Source organism: Burkholderia sp. Se-20373, from assembly GCF_017104705.1.
In the GTDB taxonomy this organism is placed as follows: Bacteria; Pseudomonadota; Gammaproteobacteria; order Burkholderiales; family Burkholderiaceae; genus Burkholderia.
The window spans coordinates 38,947-64,563 of record NZ_JAAGPH010000032.1; the positions used below are offsets into that span (position 1 = coordinate 38,947).

The following is a 25,617-nucleotide window of genomic DNA, read 5'->3' on the forward strand; positions in this document are numbered from 1 at the left end:
CTCACTGCTGCGCCGGTTGCGGCGCGTCCAGCTGCGCTTCCCATTTCTTCAGGATACGCACGCGTGCCTGGCTGAAATCGACCCAGCAGTTCATCCGCGCGTCTTCCGGGATCATCTGCTGCGGATTGGCGGCTTTCACGTAGTCGCAGGTGTCGTCGGCGAAGCGGGTCCAGCTGGCCTGCGACTTCGCGAGCGCGCTGGCGGCATCGGGGTTGCGCTGCTCGAGCTTGTGCTCGAGCGACCGGTATGCGCGTTCGACGGCCTGGTTGTTCTGGTCGAGTATGCAGATCCACACGTTGCTCATCGTCGGGCCGTGTTGCTCGCAATCGACGGCGGCAAATGCGGAGGTGTGGCCGATCGCCAGCGCGGCGACGGCAAGGAAGCGGGTGGCGTGGCGCATGCGCGTCGAACGAAGGGAGGGACTAGTTGCCGCGGGCCGGCGTCGGGCTCGTCTTCTCGCTGACCGGCACCATGCGGGCCTTCGCATCGTTCGCGGGATTCGCGGGATTCACGGCTTTCGCATCGTCGTCAGGTTCGAGCACGAAGCGGAACGAATCGACGCGCTGCATCACCTTCGCCGCGTACGCGTTCGAACCGCCGCTGTAGCTCCTCAGTCCGGCCCGCACGTCGCCACCGGCGGCCCGCACGTAGCCCGACAGGATCGCCGACCCGACTTCGATGTTCGCGTTCGGGTCGGTCAGGTCCTTCACGTTGCGCACCAGGCCGCGGTGCGCGGTCGGCACGACCTGCATCAGCCCGGTCGCGCCATGCTGGCCGCGCGCCTTTTCCTGGAAGCGCGATTCGATCGAAATAATGGCGTAAACGAGTGCGGGAGGCAGCGAATATTTCGTCGCAGTGACGCTCACGATATCGGCAAGCTTCGCGGCCTTTTCTCGTGCGACGCCGAACTTCTTCGTCAGGTAGGACGTGATGCGGCGGTTTGCTTCGTTCGGCTGATCGTTGGCGTCGGCGAGCGGCGCGGATGCGACGGACGGCGCCGATGCGGCTGCTTCGGGCGCGGAGGCAGGCAGTGCGGGCGCTTGCTGCGCCGACGCCTGTTGCGCGATGCCGAGCGAAAGCACGATCAGCCAGAGAAACCGTCGCATGGTGGAGTGCGGGGAATGGGAAGGCGCCTAGTATATCGGCCAATTGCGGCCGGTGGTCGAGTGCCGGTTCGAATGAAAGCGGCATGTAGGCTTGTGTCGTGGCGAGCCGATCGAGGGGCCGATCGTTGCGCGGACACGCATCGGAGTCCGGAAGAACGCTAGTTGATGATCTCGCCGGTGCCGGTTTCGATGCGGATCCTGAGCTGCTGGATGAACGCCGGATCGTAGGGTTCCCAGCGCTCGAGTTCGCCGACGATCCTCAAAGGCGATGTGCTCCGGTACGATCGCGTCGGATTGCCCGGGAATTTCTTGTCCGTGACGTTCGGGTCGTTTTCGAATTCGCCGGTGGGTTCGACGATGTAGACCCGCGGTCGGCCGTCACCTTTGGCCATTTCCGCAGCCAGGCCGGCGCCTTTGGGCAAGGCCGTGAAGTAGACGTGATTCATCACGACGTCATCGCGATAATTCGATCGGAAGCCTGCCTTCAGCAAGTCGCCGATCCGCAAATCCGCTTTCGTGCCATGAAAAAACGGGCCGGTGTCCGAAACGGTCATGGTTCCTCCTTCCCAAAATCGCGCAATGGTTTCTACGCGCGTCGCGCGGCCGCCACCCGTGCAATCGCGCCGATCGCATCGCTGACGAGCACCGCGAGCAGCCCGACGATCACGCCGCCCTGCAGCACGAACGCGGTGTTCGACGTCTGCAGCCCCGCGATGATCACGTCGCCGAGCCCGCGCGCGGCGACCGTCGAGCCGATCGTCGCGGTGCCGAGGTTGATCACGACCGCGAGCCGCACGCCGTTGACGATCACCGGAAACGCGAGCGGCAACTCGACCGACACCAGTTGCTGCCAGCCGCTCATCCCCATCCCGCGCGCGGCATCGACGACGTCGCGCGGCACGTCCTCGAGCCCCGCGATCGTGCTTTCGAACACGGGCAGCAAGCCATACAGCACGAGCGCGATGAGCACGGGCTTCAAGCCGAAGCCGACGGCCGGCACCGCGAGCGCGAGCACCGCGACGGGCGGGAAGGTCTGCCCGATGTCGACGACGCTGCGCGCGACCGGCAGGAAATCCGCGCCCCACGGCCGCGTGACCGCGATGCCGGCCGCGACCGCGACGATCGTGCCGATCACGCTCGACAACGCGACCGTGCCGAGATGCGCGAGCGTGAGATCGAGCAGGCTCGCGCGATCGTAGATCACTGGCGCGCCGTTGTCGGCGAACGGCGCGAACAAGCCTTGCAGCCAGGCGGGTCGCAGCAGCAGCACGAGCAGCAGCGCGAGCGCTGCCGCGCGTGCGAGGTAGGCGGGAAGTGCCGACCGCCCGGGCCGCGTGATGCCGTGCGTCGTCATGCGGGCTTCCTTGCGTGCGCACGGATCGCATCGAGCGTGATGCGGCGCGTGTTGCGGCCGTCGCCGTCTTCCACCGGAAGCACATCGACACCGCGCCACAGCAGCTCCGACACCGCATCGCGCAGCGTGCGCGTCGCGGCGATCGGTTCGCCATCGGCATGACCGGGTTCGGCCACCGCGTCGATCGGTGTCAGCGCGAGCAGGCGCAGCGGCCGGTCGACGCCGGCGACCAACTGTTCGACGACGCCGGCTGCCGGCTTGCCGAGAATCTCGGCAGGCGTTGCGACCTGCAGCAGCCGGCCGCCGTCCATCACCGCGATCGTGTCGCCGAGCTTCAGCGCTTCCTCGATATCGTGCGTGACGATCACGACGGTGATGCCGAGGCGGCGCTGCAATGCAAACAGGTCGTCCTGCGCCTTGTTGCGGATGATCGGATCGAGCGCGCCGAACGGCTCGTCCATCAGCAGCATCGCGGGCTCGGCCGCGAGCGCGCGCGCCACGCCGACGCGCTGTTGCTGGCCGCCCGACAGTTCATGCGGCAGCTTGTCCGCGAACTCGACCGGCGCGAGATGAAACAGGTCGAGCAATTCGTTCACGCGCGCGTCGATGCGGTCGGCCGGCCAGCCGAGCAGGCGCGGCACGGTCGCGATGTTGCGCGCGACGCTCCAGTGCGGAAACAGCCCGTGCCCCTGGATCGCATAGCCGATGCCGCGACGAAGCTGTTCGGGTGCAACGGTGGCCGTATCGACGCCGTCGATGCGGATCGTGCCGCTGGTGGGCGCGATCAGCCGGTTGATCATGCGCAGCAGCGTCGACTTGCCGCTGCCCGATGCGCCGACGAGCGCGGTGATCGTGCCGCGTTTCATCGTCAGCGAGACGTCGTCGACGGCGACGATATCGCCGAAGCGTTTGCCCGCACGTTCGATCTCGATCATCCTGCACGCCCCTTCGCGAGCGTGGTCGCGGCTTCGAATATGACGGCCGCCACCAGCGCGAGCGCGATCGTCGGGATCGCGCCGAGCAGCACGAGATCGGCGGCCGATTGCCCGATCCCCTGGAAGATGAAGGTGCCGAAGCCGCCGCCGCCGATCAGCGCGGCGACCGCGGTCAGCCCGATGTTCTGCACGAGCACGATGCGCACGCCGCTCAGGATCACCGGCAGCGCGAGCACGAGATCGACGCGCAGCAGCCGTTGTGCGCGCGTCATCCCCATCGCGCGGGCCGCTTCGGTCACGTGCGGCGGCACCTGGCCGAGCCCGACCACGACGCTCGACGCGATCGGCAGCAGCGAATACAGGAACAGCGCGAGCACGGCCGGTGCGACGCCGATGCCGCGGATGCCGAGCGCGGCCGCGAGCGGCACGTGTGCGGCGAGCAAACCGAGCGGCGCCATCATCAGCCCGTACATCGCGATGCTGGGGATCGTCTGCACGATATTGAGCACGGGCATCGCGACGGTACGCACCGCCGCGATGCGCGCGCAGGCGATGCCGAGCGGCACGCCCGCGACGAGCGCGGCGGCCACCGAGCCGCCGGTGAGCGACACGTGCCGGATCGCCTCGATCCAGAAGTCGTCGCTGCGCACCGCGTATTCGCGCATCACGGACAGGCCGTCCCACCAGCCGCTCGCGAGCGGCACCGAAATCGCTGCTATCGCGACGACGAGCGCGGCGAGGCGCCGCCACGGGCCGAATGCGAGCCGTGCGAGCGCATCCGCGACGAGCACGGCCCACGCGAACAGCAACAGCCAGACGCCGGAGGAGGGCGATACGCGGGCGAGCGTGTCGTCAGGCGCGACGACGTGCGTCGCGGCCGCGCCGACCGCATACGCGAGCGTGGCGAGCCACGCGCAGCCGGCCATGAGGCGCCAAGCGGGGCGGCTGGCCGTCATTGCCCACAGCGCGCCGACGATCCACAGCGCGGCGAGCACGGCGCCCTGCAGGGCCGGCAGCGCGGCGAACACCGACAGGTCGGTGCCGGCCGCGATGCGGTTCGGCCGCAGCACCGCGAACGGCAGGCCGAGCACGGCGACGATCGTCATGACCCCGATCAGGATGCCGACCTTGTCCGCCGTGATGCGCCGCGCGGACGCTGCCGCGCGACCCGTCATTTAACGAAGCCCTTCGCTTTCAGGTAGCTTTTCGCGACGCCGGCGGCCGGCTCGCCGTTGATCTGGATGCGCGCGTTCAGCGTCTGCAGCGTCTTCAGGTCGAGGCTCGCGAACACGGGCTTCAGGTAGTCGGCGATCTGCGGATGCGCTTTCAGCACGGCTTCGCGGATCACGGGCGCGGGGGCGTAGACGGGCTGCACGTGCTTGTCGTCGTCGAGCACCGCGAGGCCGCTCGACGAGATTCCGCCGTCGGTGCCGTAGACCATCGCGGCATTCACGCCGTCGGTCTGGTTCGCGGCGGCCTTGATGGTTGCGGCCGTGTCGCCGCCGGACAGCACGACGAGCTGGTCGGGCTTCAGCTTGAAGCCGTACGCTTTCTCGAACGACGGCAGCGCCGACGCGCTGTTCACGAATTCGGCCGACGCCGCGAGCTTCACCTTGCCGCCGCCGGCCACCCACTTGCCGAAATCGGAGAAGGTCTTCAGGTGCTGCGACTGCGCGACCGGTGCGAGCACGGCGACGCCCCACGTGTTGTTCGCGGGCGCAGGCGTGAGCCAGACGAGATGGTTCGCCGCGTAGTCGAGTTGCTTCGCGGTGTCGTAGCCCTGGCTCGCGTTCTTCCACAGCGGATCGTCCGCCTTGTTGAAGAAGAACGCGGCATTGCCGGTGTATTCGGGGTAGACGTCGATCTCGCCGCTCGTGAGCGCCTTGCGCACGATCGGCGTGGTGCCGAGCGCGATCTTTTCGGTGACGGGGATGCCGTGGGCCTTCAGCACCTGCGCGATGAGGTTGCCGAGCAGGTTGCCTTCGGTGTCGATCTTCGACGACACCACGACGGGCGTGTCGGCATGCGCGCCGGGCGCGACGAGGGCGGCGGCGAACGCGAGGCCCAGGATCCGGGCGGGCAGGGCGAGCTTCATACGGGCCAATCTCCAGGACGGGGGCGTACGCCGAAAGTTACTTGACTGAGCCGGCTTTGGCAAACCGCGTGCGGCGGCGTGCCCACAGCCCGTGTGGGGATTACCCGCATCCGTGCGACAGGCTTGTTACACTGAATCCGTTCCCGCCTTGCCGACACTTCCTGACATGAAGCCCGAGTTGCTGGTTCTCATCGCATTGCGCGGTGACGCGCATCGCGAGATCGCCGCGTCGTTCGACGTGCGCTACGCCCCGACATCCGACGCACGCGAACGTGCGATCGCCGAACACGGCGGCACCCTACGCGCCGTGCTGACCAACGGCAGCACGGGGCTCACCGCCGCCGAGATCGATCGTCTTCCGCAACTCACGTTCGTCAGCGCGCTCGGCGCCGGCTACGAGCACATCGATGTCGCGCATGCCAAAGCGCGCGGCGTGACCGTGGTCACAGGCGCCGGCACCAACGACGATTGCGTCGCCGATCATGCGTTCGCGCTGCTGCTCGCGGCCGTGCGCAACGTCGTGCAGCTCGATGCGAAAACCCGTGCGGGCGTGTGGCGCGACGGCCTGGCGATGCCGCCGAACGTGTCGGGCAAGAAGCTCGGCATCGTCGGGCTCGGCAAGATCGGCGAGAAGTGCGCGCGCCGCGCGGCCGGCTTCGACATCGAGATCGGTTATCACAACCGGTCGCGGAAGAACGTCCCTTACCGCTATTTCGATCGCGTCGACGCGCTCGCGCAGTGGGCCGACTTCCTGATCGTCGCGACGCCCGGCGGCGCGGGCACGCGGCATCTGATCGACCGCGCGGTGCTCGATGCGCTCGGCCCTGGCGGGTTCGTCGTCAACGTGTCACGCGGCAGCGTTGTCGATACCGCTGCTTTGGCGGAGGCGTTGCGCGAAGGACGCATCGCGGGCGCGGGGCTCGACGTGTACGAAGGCGAACCCGAGCCGCCGCGCGCGCTGACGGATCTCGACAGCGTCGTGCTGACGCCGCACATGGGCGGCTGGTCGCCCGAGGCGCTCGATCGGTCGGTGCGGCAGTTCATCGACAATGCCGAGCGGCACTTTTCAGGGCGGCCGGTGTTGACGCCGGTGTGAGCGCGGCTCGTGCGGCAGGCACGGCGGCTTTTTTCCGCCGCAGCGAGCCCGTTGCCGTTGTTTCGACGGTATCGATGCGTTTGCGTGGCCGAGCCGGTTGCCCCAATTCGCGGGACGGGCACCGGCCAGATCGGCCGCCGCGACTTCATCCGTCGAGGGTAGCGCCCGAATGGTCACCTCGCCGGAAATGAACCGTTTCCCTTTGAAATCCCGGCCATGGTAGCGCGTGCTGATCGCGTGAAATTCAGCGTTGCCGGACGCCAGATGCTCGAGCTCCGTCACGTAGGCGCGCACATCCGCCCGATTCCCGAGCGGGCCGGCAAGGACGCGGTCGCGCGCGGCCATCAGATTGCGCTCGTTCTCCGCAACCAGCGTTGCCAGCTTGTTCAGCGCGTCCTGGAGTTTCAGGCCCTCCCGGTACATCAGCAGCCAGACGGAGTTGACCGAATCGGCGATATGAATTTCCTTTCGGAATGAATACGGGTCGTTGACCAGCGTAATCGAATCGATGGCGGCCGTTCTCATTTCCGCCAGCGAGCGGTCGGCCATCAGGTGCTCGGTCATGTCGACGTCGATGGCGAACTCCGTCATGATGGCCGCCCATTCCCCGTAGTTGTCGATGCGCCGCATTTCCAGGTAGGCGTCGAACGTGAGTTCGTCCATCTTCAACGCCAGTGGATCCGTCTGCCTGACGATCAACGTATGCAGCGCGTCCTCCATGCGTTTCCAGACACGCGGTTTCGACGCCAGATGCGCCTTGACGGGCAGCAGCCCCTCGTACAGCAATTGCGCGATGGGCGCGGTGTCGGGCGGCCGAATGCCGGCGATTGCATCGAAGTAGTGCTGGCGCAATGTCGAGCGCTTGTGCGCCTGCTCCAGCATCGCGGGGTTGGTGATGGTGTCGTCGATCAGCGTGGTGATGCTCATCATCCGTTCGAGATCGTAGATCCTGTCGTTCAGCGTGTGCGGATAGCACAGGCCGCCGAATGACGGCATGCTTTGCGCCAGATAGTGTTCGACGGCCTTCTGGCTGCCGTAGTAGGCGAGGATGTACGGGCTGTCCGTGAGCGCGATCCGGCGTTCCGCCTCGTCATGATGCGGATGCCACATGGGTTTCAACTGCAGATGGAAATCCGGATGGAAGATCTTTTCCCCGGGCTTCGGCAGGCCGGGCAGGTTGCGAACGAAGTTGGGAATATCTGTCATGGCGGGTTCTCGGGTTCGATGTCCGGCGGCCGGCACGGGCGGCGTTCATCGACCGTGCTTGAGCACGAAGCTGTAAATGGAAACCTGACGCTTCACGATTGCGACGGCCAGGCTTTCGCACATCACGCGGAGTTCCTCCAGCGCGCCGACCGCCCCTGTCGGGAAATGGCGCTCGATGTTGTCCTGAACGTTCAACAGCCATCGCGTCGCGTCCGTCCTGTCAGGCAGGATCTGCATGTCCTGGACGCGGAAGCCGCTTTGCTCGAACACCTGGCGCAGGTACGCGGGCGTCTTGCGATACTTGCACGCGAGCCTGTCGACCAGGTCAGGCGTATCGGAGCGGTAGTCGGAGAGATCGACGTTATATAAGTTATCCGAAATGATTACCGTCCCGTTCGCGCCCAGCCGATGTCGCAATTTGGCCATCACGATTTCGAAGAGATCGTAGGGGAAATGGGAGATCACGCCGCGCATGATCGCGAGGTCGTAGGGCTGGTCGACATCCGGCAGCAGGTCAATGTCCAGCGCATTGCACTGGAACAGGTTGATCCTGTCGGACACCCCCCGCGCGGCGTTAACCTCCGCGCAGTATTCGAGCTGGCGATCGCTGATGTTGATGCCGTCCAGGCGATGACAGGCGGGAAACCGCTCGGACAGATCGCGCAGCACCGTTCCCCATCCGCATCCGATATCGAGTACCCGGTTGATCGGCTGGCGCCCGGGCGGATCCAGGCCAGCGATCTTCAGTTGCCGTTCGAAATACCTGAGGCCGGATTCGTCGAGATCGACCGGCCTTGGCGATTGGGGATGGTCAAAGACGCCGAACTGGAACCAGAGGCGATCGCCGATGGCCTTGCTCCAGTTCACCGGATCGTCCTGGTAGGCCTCCATGACCCGCGATTCGTAATCGTTTCGCCGTCGGCCGCGAATGGCCGCGAATGGCGGGTTACGTCGATCGTTCAATGGCGACGCGGATGCGGCGGTTGTACCGGTGATCAGGTCGTTCATTGCCATTCCCCCGCAGCGACCGGCTACAAATGTCCGGATTATTGACTTTCAAATCTAGTCGGCGGGGAATCGATGTCAAGCGACATCCGATTGTTTCTGATTTTGATTCAATGATGTAATTGATTTATGAAGCGTGGAATTATTGTTTTAAAGAGCCGTTGCTTTTGTTTCCATAAGAATCGGGAAATGGAGCCGAATGAATGAAGCTATCCCGGGACGCCGGTGTGCTGGCGTCCCGGGATGGCTTCAGTACGGGCATGCCGCCGCTCAGGACGCAGCCAGCGGCACCGTCACCGACGTACCGGCCGGATCGAGCGTCAGCCCGGTGCCCGGCGTCGGCCGCAGGGTCGCCTCGTTGTCGCTCGACAGCACGACGAGCCCCAGCCGGTGGCCGGCTTCCAGCTTGTAGTCACGCGGCATGAACGTCAGCTTCAGGTCATACGGCATGCCGGGCAGAACCGGCTGCGAGACCCACTCCGACACGCGGTTACGCGGATCGGTCCACGCACGCGTGACGATCGTCGCCGTGCCGTCCGGCGCGCGATCGACCAGCAGGGCCGTCACGTTGGCCACGGCCGTGAAGGTCAGCCTGACGCGTGCGGTCGCCGAACCGGACAGGCGTGTCGCGGCCGTGAGCGGCGCGGTTTCGAAACGGCTGCGGTTCTCGCCCGTCGGCGCGTTCGCCAGCGTGAGCGCGGTGATGCGCGCATCGTCGGTGAAGCGTGCGAGTGGGCCGCCGGTCGGCAGTCGCAGCAGCGTGCCGGTGCCTGCGCCGTCGCCGCCCGCGAAGTAAGTGACCGGCGTGGCGTGGCGCGCGGCCCAGTCCGCTTCCTTCAGCAGCGTGCCGTCCGCCTGCTCGATCACCGCGCGCGGATCGCGTTCGACGCCGTTGTCGAAACCGATCAGGTAGCGCGTAAACCAGCGGTTCACTTCCGCGGTCCACGCATCGGCCATCGCCGGCACGCGGGTCGGGTCGGTGTGCTTCAGGCGATGCAGCCACAGCTGCGTGGGCACACCCTGGCGCCGCATCGCGAGATGCCACAGCGTCGACTGGTCGACCCGCACGTTGTCGTCGGTGAGCCCCTGCGCGACGAGCGCCGGCGCGACCGCGTACGCGGTGGGAATATCGCGCGCGGCCCAGAACGGCGAATAGTCGCCGGTCTTGCGGTCTTCCTGCTGCAGCGCTTCGTCGATCAGGTGCGTGCAGCGCTCCGGATGCGCGTTCGTCAGCAGCGCCTTGATGTACACGTCGACGTCCTCGCCCTGATAGCCTTCCGGCGCACGCACGAGCCCGCCCGAGCGGTAATAGCCGTACATGTTCGTCAGCCCGGCGACCGGCACGATCGCGTCCAGCCCGCGCGTGCGCAGGCTCGCGACCATCTTCGGCAGCGTGCCGTCGTACGACACGCCGTACATGCCGACGTGGCCCGTCGACCAGCTCGCGACGACCGTCTTGCCGTTCGCGTCCTTCGCGGTCGCGTCGCGGCCGAGCCAGCGGATCACCGAAGCCATCGCGACCGATTCGTCGCGGGTGAGGATCGTCGGGCAGCCGTCCGAGCCGGCCGTGCCGAGCGAATCCGCGTAGACGATCGTGAAGCCGCGCGGAATGAAGTAGCCCTCGATCCACGAGCGCCCGGCGGCGGCCGCCTCGACCTGCTGCAGCATCCGCACCTGCGGCGCGGCGGCCATGATGCGCGCGGAGGCGCCGGTCGCTGCCGTGGCCGCCGTGGCGGCCGGATGCGGCGTGCCGTCGAGTTCGACGTCGACGTTGTGGTCGGGGCTGTCGGCGAGGCCCGCGTAGTACGGGCTCGCGAGCACGATGACGGGCGTGCGCGCGCCGTTCGCGGTTTCGGTCGGGCGCACGATGCGCACGTGGATGCGGTCGCGTGTGCCGTCGCCGTCGGAATCGACCGGCGTGTCGACCCACGCGTTCTCCTCGATCGTGCCGCCCGACAGCGACGGCTGCACCTGGCCGTTCGTGATCACGGGCCGGTAGCGGCCGCCGCTGGCCGGGTTGGCGTACGGCACGCCCGACGGCGAAATGCGTGACGCGAGCGACTGCTTGTCGGCCGCCGACGCGGCGGCGCCCTCCTGTTGGCCCTGCGCGAGCGCGGAGGCGCCCGCGACGCTGCCGCCGTCGTCGCCGCCGCACGCGGCGAGCGTTGCGGCTGCAACGAGCGCGGGAAGCCACGCGCGACGCAATCCGGTTCGATGAATGTCCATTGTCGACCTCTTCTTTTGATTGTCTGGAACCGGTCGGCCCGCGATATGCCCCCTGCGGCCCGGCCGGGTGCTGCATCGGATGAAACGGAACTGCACCTTCGAAAGCGCCGGGCGCGATGCCCGGGTGTCATGGCCGGTGTCGACGCGCGTCACGCATCGCGCAACCCGGCGAGCGTCGGGGCGATTGCATCGCCTCGACCGGAAAGCGTCAGCGCGGCGGCCGATTCGGGCCGCCCGGTCGAAGCGAGTCCGGCGGCGCGAAACGAATGCAGGAGTGCGAATCAAATGCGGGCATGCCCGATCTTCCTTCAGGTTTCAGATGAAACGGAACGGCACGATGCGATGAGGCGGGGATGGTGCGAACGGCGGTGCTGCAACGGCAGGAAAGCGCGACGCGAGTCGGCGGGGCTGGCCGGAATGCTTTCCGGAAGCTTGCGCAAAACTTATCTCAGTGAAATCTCGGTGTCAAACTTTTTTAGTTTGAGTCAAACAAAGTTTTTAAGCGTGAGAGGCGACGGACCTGCGATCGGTCTAAATTTCCGGGAAATCTGTCCGTAAACGGTAAAAAGAAGATTGAAAGGAGAGAGGGCATGACGACTTCAGTCACGGCGGCGAGCGGCCTTTCGCTCGCGCAGATGGCGCAGCAGGCTGCGCTCGACGGGGGCCAGCAGACGGCCGCGGCGGCCGGGCAGCCGCAGGACACGCCGATCACCATCCGGGCGCTGGACCAGGACGCGATGCACGCGGCGCGCATGAAGCAGATGTCGATCCTGGGCAACCTGTCGACGAAGCTGCGCGACGTCACCAGCCAGCTCGCGACGAGCCTGCACGAGATCATCGCGAAGCGGCCGGACCTGGCCGACGCGCAGTTCGACTTCATGACCGACAACGGCGCGATCAAGGTCGTATCGAAGACGATGACGGAAAGCGACCGCGCGTGGGTGGAGTCGACGCTGAACGCGAACGCGGGCCTCGTGCTCGCGACGCGCGCGTTTCACCAGCAGGCCGTCGACTTCGCGGAGCAGGGCGCGGCCGCCGTAGGCGAGACGTTCACGGACGACGATCGCAAGGTGGCCAGCCAGCGCGCCGACGCGGACTTTCTGTTCATGAAGGAGAACAACGCGTCCGTCGTGCGCAACCGGAAGTTCGAGGAGGTCGGCGGGCATTTCACCACGCAGGACGGCACGCGGCTGACGTTCGACCCGTCGGCCGGCACCGCGCGCGGCACGCTGGCGCTGCTGGATACCGACCGCCAGTTGTCGTCGGGGGCGGCGATCTTCGTCGACGATTCCGGGCAGAAGACCTACGGCCGGCGTGCCGGCCTCATCGACGTCGGCTTCGGCGCCGCGTTCGAGAACATCCTGAACGGCCGCAACAGCATCGGCTTCCACGAGATCGCGTAGCCACGCGCGTCACGGAGCCGCACGCCGCGCGCCTATTCGTCGCGCAGCGCTTCGGCCGGCCGCACCCGCGCGGCGCGCCAGCTCGGGTAGAGCGTCGCGACGCACGACATCAGGAACGCGGCCGCGGCGATCTCGATCACGTCGGTCGCCGCGAGCTTCGACGGCAGCGAGCTGAGGAAGTACACGGACGGCGTCAGGAAGCGGATGCCGAGCACCTGTTCGATCGCGGGCAGCACCCACGGGATGCTCACCGCGATCGCGCAGCCGAGCGCGACACCCGCGAGCGTGCCCGCGAGGCCGATCGTCATCCCCTGGATCGCGAAGATCTTCATGATCGACCCGGGCGGCGCGCCGAGCGTGCGCAGGATCGCGATGTCGCCCTGCTTCTGGGTGACGGTCATCACGAGCGACGACACGAGGTTGAACGCGGCGACCGCGACGATCAGCATCAGGATCAGCGACAGCATGCGCTTTTGCAGCCGCTCGGCCTCGAACCACGTGCGGTTCTGCCGTGTCCAGTCGCGGATATAGAGGTCGCCCGACAGCGTGCGCGACAGTTCCAGTGCGACGTCCGGCGCGCGCTGCAGATCGTCGAGGCGCAGCCGGACGCCGGTTGGCGCCCGCACGTTGAACAGCGTCTGCGCGTCGCGGAGGTGGATGTAGGCGAGCGCGCTGTCGTACTGGTAGTGGCCCGACTCGAACGTGCCGACCACGTTGAACTGCCGGAACCGCGGCAGCGCGTCGCCGATGCGCGCGGAGTTGCCGGGCGCGAAGAACGTGATGCGGTCGCCGATCTTCACGTGCAGCGCGTCGGCCAGCGCCGAGCCGAGCACGATGCCCATCTCGCCCGGCACGAGCGCGTCGAGCCGGCCGGTCTTCAGCTTGCGCGCGATCTCGGACACCCGCGGCTCCAGCACGGGATCGATGCCGCGCAGCGCGACGCCCGTCACGCTGCCCGCGTTCGTCAGCAGCGCCTGTGCGTCGACATAGGGCGCGACGGCGCGCACCGCCGGATTCCGCAGCGATTCGTGCGCGGTGAGCCGCCAGTCGGGCATCGCGCCGGTCGGCGAGAAGATTTCCACGTGGGCGAGCACCGACAGCATCCGGTCGCGCACTTCGGTCCGGAATCCGTTCATTACCGACAGCACGACGATCAGCGCGGCGACGCCGAGCGCGATGCCGGCCATCGCGGCGCCGGCAATGAACGACACGAAGCCGTCGCCGGCCGAGCGCCGGCCGCCGCGCGCATAGCGCAGCCCGATCTGCCATTCGAACGGGAGTTTCAAGCGGTTTCCTTTCATTTCGATTCGATCCTGCCGAGCCGCGCATTCTAGCGAACGCGGCGCCGCCGTGGGCGAAGGTTGCGCGATGGACGACCGAGATCCGCCCGACCGGCCGGTCATCCGGCGGCGTTGCGCGCCGGCACACCGATATTTCCATCGTTTCGGGTCTGATCGATAATGTCGCCCAGCATCCGGTCGAACATACCAAGCAATTACGGCGCAACCGGGCCGCGCCGTCACAGACCCATAACAATTCGGGGAAGGTTGCCGCACCCGGCAGCATGTCCTTGACAAGGAAATAACAATGGATTTGCTGCGCTTCCTGCTGCTCCTGCCGATTCGCGTGGCGGGCTTCGTGTGGTGGCTGCTCGGCTGCGCGCTGCGGCCGCTGGTGGGCGACGTGTCGTGGACGGCGCCCGCGTGGATGGGCGTCACCGCCGCGGCCGTGCGCCGCCGCCCGTGGCATGCCGGCGGCCTCGTGCTGCTCGCGGCCGCGCTCGGCTACGGCGGCTACTGGTTCAAGCATCGCCCGAAGCCGCCCGAGCCCGCGACCGTCAGCTTCACCGTGAAGGCGCCGGCGATCACCACCTACGAGGTGGACGACACCGACAAGCCGACGATCACCGTGCATCCGCTCGAAGTCGTGTTCGCGCAATCGGCGGCGCCGATCGAACAGGTCGGCAAGCCGGCCGGCGACGGCATCGAGATGACGCCCGCGCTGAAGGGCGTATGGGAGTGGGCCGACGACAAGACGCTGCGCTTCACGCCGGCGGCTGACTGGCCGGTCGGCGCGCACGTCGAGGTGCGCTTCGCGGTGCACCGGGTGTTCGCGCCGCAGGTGACGATGCATGACGACCGCTTCGCGTTCGACCTGCCGGCGTTCGCCGCGACAGTCGGCAACAACGAGTTCTACCAGAACCCCGACAATCCGGCGGAGAAGCAGGCGCTGCTGCAGTTGCGCTTCAACTACCCGGTCGATCCCGCCGAGTTCGAGAAGCGCATCGGCCTCGTGCTGGTCGGCCGCGACGGCAAGAATACGACGCCGCTGCGCTACACCGTCAGTTACGACAAGATGAAGACGAGCGCATGGGTCCGCTCGCAGTCGCTCGAGATCCCGCTCAACTCGATGGCGGCACGGCTCGACGTCGACAAGGGCGTGAAGAGTGCGCGCGGCGGCAACGGCACGCCGGACGTGCTGCATGCATTGGTCGACGTGCCGGGGCTCTACAGCCTGTCGATCGACAACATCGCGCCGACGCTCGTCGACAACGAGCGCTACGAGCCCGAGCAGGTGCTCGTCGCGGAGGCATCCGACGGCGTGCGCAGCGCCGACCTCGCGGCGCGCGCCAAGGCGTGGGTGCTGCCGAAGCGCAAGCCGGGCGTCGATCAGTCGGACGACGATCCGCCGTACGAATGGAACGTGGCCGACATCAGCGACGCGGTGCTGAAGCAGTCGAAGCCGCTGTCGCTCGACGTGGTACCGACCGAGAACGACTTCGCGACGCTGCAAAGTTTCAAATATCACGCGACGCCGGGCGATCGCATCTTCGTGCGGTTCGCCGAAAACCTGAAATCGGCCGGCGGCTACCTGCTCGCCGAGCCGGTGACGACCGCGTTCACGGTGCCCGACTATCCGAAGCTGCTGCGCTTCATGGCCGACGGCTCGCTGCTGTCGATGAGCGGCAGCAAGCGGCTGTCGGTCGTGTCGCGCAACCTGCCGGGGATGAAGGTCGAGATCGGCCGCGTGCTGCCCGACCAGCTCCAGCATCTCGTGAGCTTCAACAACGGCACGTACGCGCGGCCCGAGCTGTCGTATTCGTTCAGCGAGGATCACATCGTCGAGCGCTTCGTGCAGACGCGCGCGTTCCCGGCCGGCGACCCCGGCAAGGCGCACTACGAAGGCATCGATCTCGGCCAGTACCTGAAGGGCGGCAAGCGCGGCGTGTTCCTGCTGCATCTGACGAAGTACGATCCGGCGGCCGAGAAGAAGAAAGCCGACGATGCGAAGGACAGCGATGCATCGTCCGGCGACGGCAGCCAGGATCAGGCGGACAACGCCGATTCGGGCGACAGCAGCGGCAACGGCAATGGCGACGACAGCGACAACGCGCTCGGCGACACGCGCCTGATCGTCGTGACCGATCTCGGCATGCTGGTCAAGAAGGCGCTGGACGGCAGCCAGGACGTATTCATCCAGTCGATCCGCACGGGCAAGCCGGTTGCGGGCGCAACCGTGTCGGTGCTCGCGGTGAACGGCCAGGCGCTGTTCACGCAGACCACGAGCGCCGACGGCATCGTCCATTTCCCCGCGTTCAAGGGGCTCGACCGCGAGAAGCGGCCGCAGCTGTACGTCGTGAAGAAGGACACCGACCTGTCGTTCCTGCCGGTGGCCGGCCGCGACCGCCAGCTCGACTTCTCGCGTTTCGACGTCGACGGCGAGCGCAATGCGACGGGCCAGGGGCAACTGTCGGCCTACCTGTTCTCGGATCGCGGGCTGTACCGGCCCGGCGATCCGTTCCACATCGGCCTGATCGTGCGCGCCGCGAGCTGGGCGCGCAGCCCGGCCGGCGTGCCGCTGCAGGCGGAGATCGTCGACCCGCGCGGGATCACCGTCGAGCGCAAGCCGGTGACGGTCGATGCGACCGGCTTCACCGAGCTCGGCTATACGACGGCCGAAACGGCGCCGACCGGTACGTGGACCGTCAACCTGTATATCGTCAAGGACGGCCAGCCCGGTGCGGAGCCGATCGGCAGCACGACGGTGCAGGTGAAGGAGTTCCTGCCCGACCGGATGAAGGTCGACGCGAAGCTGTCGCAGCAGGTCGTCGAAGGGTGGGTGAAGCCGAAGGGGCTGAAGGGCATCGTCGATGCGCAGAACCTGTTCGGCACGCCGGCGGAGAAGCGCCGCGTCGCGGCGACGCTGACGCTGCGCCCGGTGTGGCCGTCGTTCCGCAGCTGGCAGGGCTATCACTTCTTCGATGCGCGCCGCGCGAAGGAGGGCTATACGACGACGCTGCAGGACGGCACGACCGACGACAAGGGCCATGCGGAGTTCGACCTCGATCTCGACAAGTACGCGGACGCGACCTACCAGCTCTACTTCCAGGCGAAGGCCTATGAAGCGGAGGGCGGGCGCAACGTCGCCGCGAACGCGCAGACGCTCGTGTCGAACAACGACTGGCTCGTCGGCTACAAGTCGGTCGACGATCTCGGCTACGTGAAGCGCGGCAGCCCGCGCACGGTGCGGCTCGTCGCGATCGATCCGAACGCGAAGGCGATCGACGTGAAGGACCTGCGCGCGCAGCTCGTCGAGGAGCGCTACGTGTCGGTGCTGACCAAGCAGGATTCCGGCGCATATAAATACGATTCACGGCTGAAGGAAGTGCCGGTCGACGACAAGCCGCTGGCGATTCCGGCGGCCGGGCTCGACTTCACGCTGCGCACCGACAAGCCGGGCAGCTATGCGCTCGTGATCCGCAACGCGGCCGGCGCCGCGGTGAACCGGATCGAGTATTCGGTCACGGGCGACGCGAACGTCACGCGCTCGCTCGACCGCAACGCGGAGCTGCAGGTGACGCTCGCGAAGCACGACTACAAGCCGGGCGAGCAGGTCGAGATCGCGATCCGCGCACCTTACGCGGGCAGCGGCCTGATCACGATCGAGCGCGACAAGGTGTATGCGCACGCGTGGTTCCATGCGGATACGACGAGCTCGATCCAGCACATCACGGTGCCGGCCGGCTTCGAGGGCAACGGCTACATCAACGTGCAGTACATCCGCGATCCGTCGTCGGACGAGATCTTCATGAGCCCGCTGAGCTACGGCGTCGTGCCGTTCTCGGTGAACCTCGATGCGCGCCGCAACGCGGTATCGGTCGATGCGCCGGCGCTCGTGAAGCCCGGCGACACGGTGAATTTCACCGTGCATTCGGCGAAGCCTTCAAAGGTCGTGGTGTTCGCAGTCGATGAGGGCATCCTGCAGGTCGCGCGCTACAAGCTCGGCGATCCGCTGAAGTTCTTCTTCCGCAAGCGGATGCTCGAAGTCGGCACGTCGCAGATCCTCGACCTGATCCTGCCGGACTTCGAGAAGCTGATGGCGATGGCCGCGCCGGGCGGCGACGCCGACGATGCAATCGGCCGCCAGTTGAACCCGTTCAAGCGCAAGCGCGACAAGCCGGTCGTCTACTGGTCGGGGATCGTCGATGTGAACGGCGACACACGCCTGAGCTATACCGTGCCCGACTACTTCAACGGCAAGCTTCGCGTGATGGCCGTGTCGGTATCGCCGGACCTGGTCGGCACGTTCGAAGGCGCGACGACGGTGCGCGGCGATTTCGTGCTGTCGCCGAACGTGCCGACGACACTCGCACCGGGTGACGAGGCCGACGTCAGCGTCGGTGTCGCGAACAACCTGACGGGTGTCGGCAACCAGCCGTTGCCGGTCGCGGTCACGCTGAAGACGGGGCCGCAGTTGCAGGTGATCGGGCCGGCCACGCAGAACGTCGCGCTCGCGCCGCAGCACGAGGGTGTCGCGATGTTCCGCGTGAAGGCGACCGACACGCTCGGCTCGGGTTCGCTGTCGTTCGGCGCGCGTTATGGCGCGAAGGGCGCGCAGCAGCGCGTCGACGTATCGGTGCGGCCGGCCGCCGCGTTCCGCACGCAGCTCGACATCGCGCGGCTCGATCCGGGCAAGAAGGCGAGCGTGCCGAACCTGCGGTCGATGTATGACGCGTATGCGTCACGCGATGCGAGCATCTCGACCGCGCCGCTCGTGCTGTCCGAAGGGTTGTCGTCGTATCTCGTCAACTTCGAGCACACCTGCAGCGAGCAGCTGGTGAGTGCGGCCGTGCCGCGCGTGTTCGCGGCGAAGTGGCTGTCGGTGCGGGCGCTGACGAGCGCGATGCATGCGACCGACGCCGGTGCCGACGCGACGAACGCGGCGGCGATCACGCAGTTCCTCGGGGTGCTGCGCAGCCGGCAGAACGCGCAGGGCGGGTTCGGGCTGTGGAGCGCGACGCCGGACGCCGATCCGTTCGTGTCCGCGTACGCGATGCACGTGCTGCTCGACGCGCGCGAGCGCGGCATCGCGGTGCCGAAGGACATGCTCGACGCGGGCAACTCGTATCTGCAGAAGCTCGCGGCGAACGATTCGCTCGGCTCGCTCGACCTGCTGCGGCAGCGCGCGTACGCGGTGTATCTGCTGACGCGCCAGGGCAACGTGACGACCAACAGCCTCGCGGCCGTGCAGAAGCGGCTGCAGGATGCGTATCCGAACGACTGGAAGAACGACCTTGCAGCCGCGTGGCTTGCCGCGTCGTACCAGCTGCTGAAGCAGGACAAGGAGGCCGCGACGCTGATCGCGGGCCCGCAGGCGCTGCTCGAGCGCAAGCGTGCATCCGACGGCGGCTACGTGACCGGCTACTACCTCGATCCGCTGACGCGCGACGCGAGCGTGCTGTACCTGATCGCGAAGCACTTCCCCGAGCGCGTGCGCAAGCTGTCGCCGCGCGCGATGGACAACCTCGCCGCGCCGCTCGTCGACAATCGCTACAACACGCTGTCGTCGGCGATGACGATCCTCGCGCTCGATGCGTATGCGGCGTCGAGCGCGGGCCAGCTCGACCAGCTTGCGATCGACGAGGTGCGCGCGGGTGCCGCGCCGAAGGACGTGTCGTCGATCCAGGCGAACCTCGTGCGCTCGGGCACGTGGTCGGCCGGTGCATCGCGCGTCGACTTCGTGAACGGCAGCTCGCTGCCCGCGTGGTGGGTCACGAGCCAGTCGGGCTACGACCGCGGCACGTCGACGAAGGCGATCAAGAACGGGCTGGAGATCGTGCGCGACTATACAGGCACGGACGGCAAGCCACTCGACAAGATCACGGTCGGCCAGGAGATCGACGTGCACCTGAAGATCCGTGCGACCGGTTCGGCGAGCGTCGGCAACCTCGCGATCGTCGACCTGTTGCCGGGCGGCTTCGATCCGGTCATCGCGCCGCCGCCCGTCACCGACACGCAGGAGGGTGACAGCAACGGCGACGGTGGCGCGTCGGCGCCGGTGGCCGATGCACCGTGGCGTTCGCCGATCGGCGTGAAGGGTTCCACGTGGCAGCCGCAATTCGCGGACGTGCGCGAGGATCGCGTGGTGATCTACGGCACCGCTACGACCGACGTGCGCGAGTTCGTCTACCGGATCAAGGCGAGCAATGCGGGCCGCTTCATCGCGCCGCCGGCTTACGGCGAGTCGATGTACGACCGCCGCATGCAGGCCCAGGCGCCCGGCGGCACGACGCTGACGGTGGAGCGCGCGCGATGACGATGAAGCTGCAACGTCGTTGCCGACCGCGCCGGGTGCGGGGAGCGCCCGCGCGTGGCTGACGACGTTTCGGTGCGCCGGCGCGTGCTGCACGGCGCCGGCCGCTGGTTACATCGCTGGCAGAACTGGATCGCCGGTGTGCTGCTCGTGTTTGTCGCGCTGGCTGCGTGCCGGTTGTGGCCGCATCCGCCGCTGCGCGACTGGAAGCCGTCGTCGGTTGCGGTAACCGACGCACAGGGCCGCTTGCTGCGGCTCACGCTCGCGAAGGACGATCGCTACCGGTTGTGGGTGCCGCTCGACCGGATGTCGCCGCAGCTCGTCGAAGCCGTGATGCTGCACGAGGACCGCTGGTTCTGGTGGCATCCCGGCTTCAACCCGTACGGGCTCGCACGCGGCGCGTGGATCACGTACGTGCGCGGCGGCAATCCGCAGGGCGGCTCGACGCTGACGATGCAGCTCGCACGCTCGCTGTGGCGGCTGAACACGCGCACGCCAGCCGGCAAGCTCGAGCAGGTGGCGCGCGCGGTGCAGCTCGAACTGTTCTATTCGAAGCGGCAGATCCTCGAAGCGTATCTGAACGATGCGCCGTACGGCCGCAACGTCGAAGGCGCGGGCACCGCGAGCGTCGTCTATTTCGACCGGATGCCCGATGCGCTGACGCTGCCCGAGGCGCTCGCGCTCGCGGTGATTCCGCAGGACCCGGCGCGACGCGTGCGCGGCGGGCAGGATGAAATCAATCGCGCGCTGGCCGCGTCGCGCAACCGGTTGTACGCGCGCTGGCTGACGAAGCATCCGCGCGATGCATCGTTCAGGCCGCTGTTCGCGTTGCCGCTTGCGATGCGGCCGCTGTCCGCGCTGCCGTTCGATGCGCCGCATGCGGTCGACCAGGCACTCGCTGCACGCAGTGCGTGGCGTATGACCTCGAGTGCGACGGCGAACGACAGCGACGCCGACGCGCGGCTCGTGACGACGCTCGATCTCGACCTGCAGCACATGCTAGAACGGCAGGTCGCTCGTTATGTCGCGCGCAACGATACGCGCGGCGTGCGCAACGCGGCGGCGATCCTCGTCGATACGCGCGACATGGGCGTGAAGGCGCTCGTCGGCTCCGCGAATTTTTTCGACCGCACGATCGACGGGCAGGTGAACGGCACGCTTGCGCGGCGCTCGCCGGGATCGACGCTCAAGCCGTTCATCTATGCGCTCGGTTTCGACCAGGGCGTGCTGCATCCGCAGACCGTGCTGCGCGACGTGCCGACCGCGTTCGGTCCGTATGCGCCGGAGAATTTCGACGGCCATTTCCTCGGGCCGATCACCGCGACCGATGCGCTGAACCGCAGCCGCAATGTGCCGGCCGTGTGGGTCGCGTCGCAGCTCAAGTCGCCTGACTTGTACCGGTTCCTTCAGGAGGCCGGCGTGCGCCGGCTCGCAAGCGCGCAGCACTACGGGCTTGCGCTGGTGCTCGGCGGCGGCGAAGTGACGATGCAGGATCTCGCGGCGCTCTACGCGATGCTCGCGAATCGCGGCGAGTTCCGGCCGCTGCGGCTGCGCGCGGACGAGCCGGCGCTGCCTGGCAAGCGCCTGTTGAGCGCTGAGGCGAGCTACATGACGATGGACATGCTGCGCCAGCATCTGCGCCCCGACGAGACGAGCGGCGCGCAGCCGTCGAGCGTGCCGGTCTACTGGAAGACCGGCACGTCATGGTCGTTCCGCGATGCGTGGACGGCCGGCGTGTTCGGCCCGTATGTGCTGGTCGTGTGGGTCGGCAACTTCGACAACTCGACCAACACGGCGTTCGTCGGCGTCGATGCGGCCGCACCGCTGTTCTTTCAAGTCGTCGATGCGCTGAATGCCGAGCGCACGCTCGTCGAGCCGCCTCGTGCGGTGCCGCCGAAGCTGAAGCGCGTGCGGATCTGCCTCGCGAGCGGCGACTTGCCGAACGAGTGGTGCCCGCAGCAGGGTTGGACGTGGTTCATTCCGGGCACGTCGCCGATTCGTGTCAGCACCGTGCATCGGCCGGTCGTGATCGACGATGCGACGGGGAAGGCCGCGTGCCCGCCGTACGACGGCAAGCGCACGCATACGGAGATTTTCGAATTCTGGCCGTCGGATTTGCAGCAGGTGTTCGTGCAGGCCGGCATTCCGCGCAGGCGGCCGCCGCAGAACGCGGATTGTCGCGACGCGGGGCAGGTCGAGGGCGATCCGCCGCGCATCACGTCGCCGCTGCGCGGGAGTACGTATGCGATGCGCGTGAAGAATGCGGACGAGACGCGCATCGCATTCAACGCGACGGCCGATGCGAGCGCGCATGCGCTGTACTGGTTCGTCAACGATGCGTTCGTCGGGCGCGGTGTGCCGGGCGATGCGCTGTTCTGGCAGCCGCGGACGGCCGGCAGTTATACGGTGCGGGTGGTCGACGATCACGGGCGGAGTGATCAGCGGCCGCTGGCGGTGGGGCTGGAGCAGTAGGAGCCGCCCGCCCGCACCGATTCAGACGCTGTAGCCGATCCGCAGGACTCCCCACGGCCGTCCGCCGACGACGATCGGCGCGGAAACGTCCTTCATCAGCGCGAACTGGCCGTTGCCCATGTCGCGCCGATAGGTCTGCAACAGGAACGGCTTGGTATGCGACACGGAGGTGCGCGCCGTCCGGTCCGTGTAGATCCGGCGGTTCCGGCAGTTCGCCGCGTTCCAGGCGGCGTCCGCGCGCTGCGGCAGCGAGAACTTGCGGTTGTGGGTCGGCAGGTAGCACTGCCGGTCGAAGCTCGCGCAATAGACGATGCGCGCGTCGATCTCGAGCACCGGCTCCTGGAGGGCCGGCAGCACGCGATCGGTGAACGCCGTGAAGCGCGTCATGAACTGCTGCGGGTCGGTGCCGGGAATCGGCTCGTAGTGCGCGTCGAAGAGCGCGTCGAGCGCAATGTCGCCGCGGCTGACCGCCGCCTCGAAAAGCTTGCTGATCGCGGCGGCGGTGTTCCGTGCGGTTTCGATCAGGCGCGTATCGGGCGACTCGATGCCGGTCGCGGCCGTGAGTTCGATGAGTGTCTCGGAGACGGAGAGCAGATTGCCGAGCCGGTCCTTGGCCTGTGAGAAGTTGTCGCTCGAGTTCTCGACGCCGGACGCCATCTCGCCCACCTGCTCGTCGAGGCGGTGGCACTGCGTCTCGATCTCGTCCGTCAGCGACGCGATCTGTTCGGCTTCGCCGGCGAGCTCGGTGATCGCATGCCCGGTCGCGTGCACGACTTCGCCGATTGCACGCGTGCCTTCGCGCACGCGGTGCGCACGTGCGGCGTTGTCGGTGCCCTCGGCGATCAGGTGTTCGGTCTGCTCGGCGAGCCGCGCGAGGGTCGTCTCGATCTGGGCCGTCGCCTGTCCGGTCTTCGCGGACAGGTTCTTCACCTCGGCGGCGACGACGGCGAAGCTGCGGCCCGCGTCGCCTGCGCGCGCAGCCTCGATCGCGGCATTCAGCGCGAGCAGGTGCGTCTGGCGCGCGATGACGGAGATATCCTCGGAGACGGCCCGCACATGATCGAGCGCGTCGCGCAGCGCCCCCATCTGGTCGCTGATCGTGGTGACGCCCTCGACGAGGCCGTGAATGTCCGCGAGCGAGGCCTCGATCGTCTGCTGCGACTGCCGGACCGCGTTCGACGCATTGGCGCTGACGTCGCGCACCTGCTGCGCCGCCTCGGCGATCCGGTGGTTGCCGCGCAGCGTGACGGCGGCCGATTCGCGCAGCGTGTGGCAAACCTCCGCCTGACGGGCGACGCGGGCGGCCACTTCCTCGACATGGCCCGACACGTCGCAGATCTCGATGCCGAGCCTGCCGGCCTGCTCGGCGATGTCGCCGACGACCGCCCGCGACGAACGGCGGCCGCGGCCGATTCCGAAGAAGTTCACGTTGCTGGGTCTCCTTGAGGGCTTGCGCGCCGGGTCCCGGACGGATGTTGGGCGTGCGCTCCTGACTTGACGGCAGCACGGCCGCGGACTTGAGGCCGGGTAAACATCGATGCCCGATTGCCCGGGCGACGCCGGGCGCGGCACGTCGTCATCCGCGTTCGAAGCGGCCGTGTCCGGAGCGGGGGCGGGGACAGGCGCACGCCCGCCGCCCGTCCGCGCGCGCTGCGTCAGAACACGTGGTGGATGCCGGCGTTGACGCCGACCGTCGTGCCCGGCAACCCGTACAACGCGCCGCCCGTGATACCGAGGCCCGTATTCATCGCGCCGTGGTTGTTGACGACGCCGACCTGCGCATACAGACCCGTTCGCTTCGACAGGCTGTAGTCGGCGCCGATCGCGGCAAGCAGCGAGTGATTGTGCGAATCGTTGCGGTCGGTCGTGTACCACGCGCCGGTGTTCAGGTCGAGGGCCGGCGTGACGCGATAGTCGAGACCGGCGCTGTACACGTTGTTGCTGAACGATCCGGCGACCTTGTAGCTCGTGAACGACGCCTTGCCCGTTACGGGCCCGAACGTGTAGGCGGTACCGATCGTGCGGCCGACGAATGCGACCGTGCTCGGAACCGGCGTGGGGGACGTGCCGCCGTTCCCGTCGTACAGCGCCGCGTTGAGCATGAAGCCGCCGTTCGTATAGGTGAGGCTGCCGGAATACTGACGTCCCGCCTGGAAGTCGCCGGCTTTCCCGCCGAATCCGAACATCGCGCTGGCCGTCAGTCCGGCGATCGTCGGGCTCGTATATGAAATCGCGTTCGGGTTGAAGAGACCCGTGACGAGCACATTGTCGACGTACGGAATCAGTGCGGCGCCGAAGTGCGAGATATTGCGCGGATCCGAGCCGAGTATCGCGAGCACGAACGGCGAGAACTGCAGGCCGACCTTCGTCTCGCCGAACCCGCCGTCGATGCCGACCCACGCCTGGCGGCCGAAGAAGTTGCCGTTCGAATGGCCGAACGCGCCGTCCGTGATGTTGAAGCCGCTTTCCAGCTTGAATCTCGCATGCAGCCCGCCGCCCAGATCTTCGGTACCCGTCATGCCGAAGTTGGTCGGCGTCATGCCGGTGTCGGTCAGCGCGAACTGGCGTCCGGCGTTGCCACCGGTTGCCGAGTCGAGCGATCGGCTCGTGTAAAGCAAGGCCGCGTCGAGGTCGCCGTACAGCGTGATGCTGCTCTGGGCGAAGCTGCTCGTGCTTGCCGCCGCGCCCAGCAGCGCCGCGCAAATCATCCGTGTCCTTCCGTTCATCGTCTGTCTCCGTTTTGTTGAGTGTTGTAATACGTATAACTAATTAAAAGGGCGGCGATGGAATCGATGCGAGCCGCCCGCATGTCGTGCTGTCGGGAACGCACGGCAATGCTTTTCGCGGGCCGGATACGGCCGCGCTCCGGCGCCGCGGCGAAGCGGAACGCCCGCCGCGGCGGGCGGCGTCACATCGAGCGGTTCAACTGCTCGAGGATGGCCGGGTTCTCGAGCGTGGACGTGTCCTGCGTGATCGCTTCGCCCTTCGCGAGCGAACGCAGCAGGCGCCGCATGATCTTGCCCGAGCGCGTCTTCGGCAGGTTGTCGCCGAAGCGGATGTCCTTCGGCTTCGCGATCGGCCCGATCTGCTTGCCGACCCAGTCACGCAGCGTCTTCGCCAGCGCCG

The 25,617-nt window shown here is 67.4% G+C and carries 17 protein-coding genes and 1 pseudogene; 4 read left to right on the plus strand and 14 right to left on the minus strand.

What is annotated here, in order from left to right; genetic code table 11:
- Position 1: 1 nt before the first annotated feature.
- The 7 genes from G3N96_RS13660 to G3N96_RS13690 form a co-directional block, all read right to left on the minus strand.
- Positions 2–400: a lysozyme inhibitor LprI family protein gene (locus tag G3N96_RS13660; RefSeq protein ID WP_206137545.1), complete on the minus strand. Its 399-nt coding sequence runs from the start codon at positions 398–400 to the stop codon at positions 2–4.
- Positions 401–422: 22 nt separating this feature from the next.
- Complete coding sequence (locus G3N96_RS13665; protein WP_206137546.1) at positions 423–1,106, minus strand: lytic transglycosylase domain-containing protein; 684 nt, start codon at positions 1,104–1,106, stop codon at positions 423–425.
- 158 nt (positions 1,107–1,264) lie between these two features.
- Positions 1,265–1,660: an NAD(+)--rifampin ADP-ribosyltransferase gene (arr, locus tag G3N96_RS13670; RefSeq protein WP_206137547.1), complete on the minus strand. Its 396-nt coding sequence runs from the start codon at positions 1,658–1,660 to the stop codon at positions 1,265–1,267.
- A gap of 32 nt (positions 1,661–1,692) precedes the next feature.
- On the minus strand, positions 1,693–2,460 hold the full coding sequence (locus tag G3N96_RS13675; protein WP_124585097.1) for an ABC transporter permease: 768 nt from the start codon (positions 2,458–2,460) through the stop codon (positions 1,693–1,695).
- The gene (locus G3N96_RS13680) at positions 2,457–3,395 is read right to left on the minus strand and encodes an ABC transporter ATP-binding protein (RefSeq protein ID WP_206137548.1); all 939 of its coding nucleotides are present in this window, start codon (positions 3,393–3,395) and stop codon (positions 2,457–2,459) included. The genes G3N96_RS13675 and G3N96_RS13680 overlap by 4 nt, the downstream gene beginning before the upstream one ends.
- Complete coding sequence (locus G3N96_RS13685) at positions 3,392–4,570, minus strand: ABC transporter permease (protein ID WP_206137549.1); 1,179 nt, start codon at positions 4,568–4,570, stop codon at positions 3,392–3,394. Before G3N96_RS13685 ends, G3N96_RS13680 begins: the two co-directional genes overlap by 4 nt.
- Positions 4,567–5,490, minus strand: a complete 924-nt coding sequence (locus G3N96_RS13690; RefSeq protein ID WP_089496295.1) for an ABC transporter substrate-binding protein — start codon at positions 5,488–5,490, stop codon at positions 4,567–4,569. Before G3N96_RS13690 ends, G3N96_RS13685 begins: the two co-directional genes overlap by 4 nt.
- 166 nt (positions 5,491–5,656) lie before the next feature.
- Here G3N96_RS13690 and G3N96_RS13695 point away from each other — a divergent pair, with 166 nt between their 5' ends.
- On the plus strand, positions 5,657–6,586 hold the full coding sequence (locus G3N96_RS13695; protein ID WP_206137550.1) for a 2-hydroxyacid dehydrogenase: 930 nt from the start codon (positions 5,657–5,659) through the stop codon (positions 6,584–6,586).
- Here the strand turns inward: G3N96_RS13695 and G3N96_RS13700 are convergent.
- From G3N96_RS13700 to G3N96_RS13710, 3 genes are all read right to left on the minus strand, one after another.
- Entirely contained in the window at positions 6,557–7,792 is a 1,236-nt protein-coding gene (locus tag G3N96_RS13700; RefSeq protein ID WP_206137551.1) for a methyltransferase type 12, read from the minus strand. The genes G3N96_RS13695 and G3N96_RS13700 overlap by 30 nt on opposite strands.
- 45 nt (positions 7,793–7,837) lie before the next feature.
- Entirely contained in the window at positions 7,838–8,800 is a 963-nt protein-coding gene (locus G3N96_RS13705; RefSeq protein WP_206137552.1) for a class I SAM-dependent methyltransferase, read from the minus strand.
- 267 nt (positions 8,801–9,067) lie between these two features.
- Positions 9,068–11,023 (minus strand): Xaa-Pro dipeptidyl-peptidase, encoded by a 1,956-nt coding sequence (locus tag G3N96_RS13710; protein ID WP_206137553.1) that lies wholly within the window; start codon positions 11,021–11,023, stop codon positions 9,068–9,070.
- Positions 11,024–11,613: 590 nt separating this feature from the next.
- On the opposite strand from G3N96_RS13710, the gene G3N96_RS13715 reads away from it, so the two are divergent.
- Positions 11,614–12,426, plus strand: coding sequence for a hypothetical protein (locus tag G3N96_RS13715; RefSeq protein ID WP_206137554.1), 813 nt, complete (start codon positions 11,614–11,616; stop codon positions 12,424–12,426).
- A gap of 32 nt (positions 12,427–12,458) precedes the next feature.
- On the opposite strand, the gene G3N96_RS13720 is transcribed toward G3N96_RS13715, so the two are convergent.
- Positions 12,459–13,727: a lipoprotein-releasing ABC transporter permease subunit gene (locus G3N96_RS13720; protein ID WP_124585081.1), complete on the minus strand. Its 1,269-nt coding sequence runs from the start codon at positions 13,725–13,727 to the stop codon at positions 12,459–12,461.
- Between the two features lie 286 nt (positions 13,728–14,013).
- Between G3N96_RS13720 and G3N96_RS13725 the strand changes: the two genes are divergently transcribed.
- Together G3N96_RS13725 and pbpC are read left to right on the plus strand one after the other, a co-directional pair.
- Positions 14,014–20,022, plus strand: coding sequence for an MG2 domain-containing protein (locus G3N96_RS13725; RefSeq protein WP_206137555.1), 6,009 nt, complete (start codon positions 14,014–14,016; stop codon positions 20,020–20,022).
- A 54-nt stretch (positions 20,023–20,076) separates the two neighbouring features.
- Positions 20,077–22,491, plus strand: a complete 2,415-nt coding sequence (pbpC, locus tag G3N96_RS13730) for a penicillin-binding protein 1C (RefSeq protein WP_206137556.1) — start codon at positions 20,077–20,079, stop codon at positions 22,489–22,491.
- Positions 22,492–22,512: 21 nt separating this feature from the next.
- Here the strand turns inward: pbpC and G3N96_RS13735 are convergent, their stop codons facing one another.
- The 3 genes and pseudogenes from G3N96_RS13735 to G3N96_RS13745 form a co-directional block, all read right to left on the minus strand.
- Positions 22,513–23,919, minus strand: a complete 1,407-nt coding sequence (locus G3N96_RS13735) for a methyl-accepting chemotaxis protein (protein ID WP_124585075.1) — start codon at positions 23,917–23,919, stop codon at positions 22,513–22,515.
- Positions 23,920–24,146: 227 nt separating this feature from the next.
- Positions 24,147–25,217 carry a porin gene (locus G3N96_RS13740; RefSeq protein ID WP_046549657.1) on the minus strand — a complete coding sequence of 357 codons (1,071 nt, stop codon included), beginning with the start codon at positions 25,215–25,217 and terminating at the stop codon, positions 24,147–24,149.
- Between the two features lie 182 nt (positions 25,218–25,399).
- Positions 25,400–25,617: pseudogene (locus tag G3N96_RS13745) on the minus strand (acetyl-coenzyme A synthetase); the annotation flags it as partial.